2 protein-coding genes are annotated in these 1799 nt (G+C 75.8%); both read left to right on the top strand.

What is annotated here, in order from left to right; all coding sequences use genetic code 11:
• Positions 1–349: 349 nt before the first annotated feature.
• Entirely contained in the window at positions 350–1207 is an 858-nt protein-coding gene (locus ACFV4N_RS41830) for an alpha/beta fold hydrolase (protein WP_499678243.1), read from the top strand.
• Between the two features lie 144 nt (positions 1208–1351).
• Positions 1352–1726, top strand: coding sequence for a hypothetical protein (locus ACFV4N_RS41825; protein ID WP_499678242.1), 375 nt, complete (start codon positions 1352–1354; stop codon positions 1724–1726).
• Positions 1727–1799: the final 73 nt, after the last annotated feature.

Below are 1799 nucleotides of genomic sequence, written 5' to 3'. Positions count from 1 at the left end.
CCTCGGGTCCCTCACGCGGGCGGCCCCTTCTCCGGGCCGCCCGTGCGAGCGGCCAGGGAGGAGGGTCGGGTCACACCGCCGGGTAGGCGTAGTAACCGGGCTTGGCGAAGCGACGACGCACGATCCTCTTCAGCAGTTCCACCACACCGCTCCTCACCCTGGGGAACACCCAGTGTCACGACTTGATCACCGCAAGTCAACAGCCCGGCGCGACCGGAACTCCCGGGAGGCGCCGACGCGCGGCGCACCGACGCAACCCTTCGTCCACTTTGGACGATGGCCGGCTGCGCGGGCTCGGCCCCGCGGCGTAGTGTGTGCCGTGATCATGCTGCCGTCCCGGAGGTTGGCGATGCGCTCGACGCGGGTCCGCTCGTTCCGCACGCCCGACGGCGTCACGCTCGGGGTCGAGCACTTCGGTGACGCGGCGGCGCCCCTCGTGCTGCTCGTCGGCGGCGTCACCATGCTCTCCTGGCCCGACGAGCTGTGCGCGGCGCTCGCCCGCGGCGGACGTCACGTGGTGCGCTACGACCTGCGCGACTCCGGCACGTCCACGACCGCCGACCCCGAGGCCCCGGCGTACGCGCTGCGCGACCTGGCCGCCGACGCCGCCGCGCTCGCCCGCGGGCTCGACGACCGGCCGGCGCACCTGGCGGGCATCGGCGTCGGCGGGATGGTCGCCCAGGTCGCCGCGCTCGACCACCCAGGCGCGTTCTCCGCCCTCACCCTCGTCGGGACGCGGCCCGTCGCGCCGGGCCCGGTCGACGCCGACCTGCCCGACCACGACGCGGCGACGATGGCCCGCCGGTTCGCGCTCCCGATGCCCGACTGGTCCGACCGCGCCGCCGTGGCGGAGTACGCCGCCGCCGGCGCGGAGGTCCTCGGTGACGACCCCGCCGAGGCACGCGCGGTCGCCGGGCGCGTCTTCGACCGCACACCGGGCGCCGGGCCCGCCGTCCGGATGGCCAATCACCTGGGCGTGGTGTTCGCCAGGCTCGACTGCACGCCCCGCTGGCGCGAGCGCCTGCCCGGGTTGGCGGTGCCGACGCTCGTGGTGCATGGCCGCCGCGACCGCTTCTTCCCGGTCGGCAACGGCGAGGCGCTCGCCCGCGAGATCCCCGGCGCGCGACTGCTCGTGCTCGACCAGGCCGCGACCGCGATCCCCCGCACGGCCGTCGGCGAGGTCGCCTCGGCGATGCTCGCGCTGTAGCCACGCGCCGCGTCGAAGACAAGGGCGGCAGCAGAAGAAAACCACATCGGGTGACGTTGCCCGGACCGCGCCGCAGGAGCCGTTAGGCTCGCCCCCGCGTTCCCCACCGACACCTGCGCCGCACTCCGGGAGTGGTCGTCGACCATGAACTCAGACGCGTCCCGCCCCCGTTCCCGACGCCCCGCCGCCGTCGTCCGCGGCGCCGCACTCCTCGCCCTCTGCTCGGCGGTCGCGCCGACCGGCGTCGCGGGCGCGGGCACCGCGACCGCCACCGGCGTCGTCGTGTGCGCGACGACCTCGACCTGGACCTACTCGCCGGGTGTCGTGCTGCTGCCCAGACCGGTCGTCACGCGGGTCCACGACCGGTACACCTCCTGCACGTCACCGGCCGGCGGCGTCACCGGGGGTTCGAGCAGCTTCACCGTCGAGCGCGACGCGGGCTGCCTCGAACCGGTCGCCGCCGTCCCCGAGACGCGGGTGATCACCTGGGACGACGGCAGGGCGTGGGGGGTCTGCTAGTCGGTCCCGGTCGGCTCGCGGCCGGGCCTCGAGGTGGGGAGGGTGGGGGGGACCAGGGGGGCGGGCGGGTGGG

The organism is Actinosynnema sp. NPDC059797, from assembly GCF_042732085.1.
GTDB lineage: Bacteria > Actinomycetota > Actinomycetes > Mycobacteriales > Pseudonocardiaceae > Actinosynnema.
The sequence above is the reverse complement of the archived record's forward strand: the minus strand, read 5'-3'. Positions and strand labels throughout refer to the sequence as shown.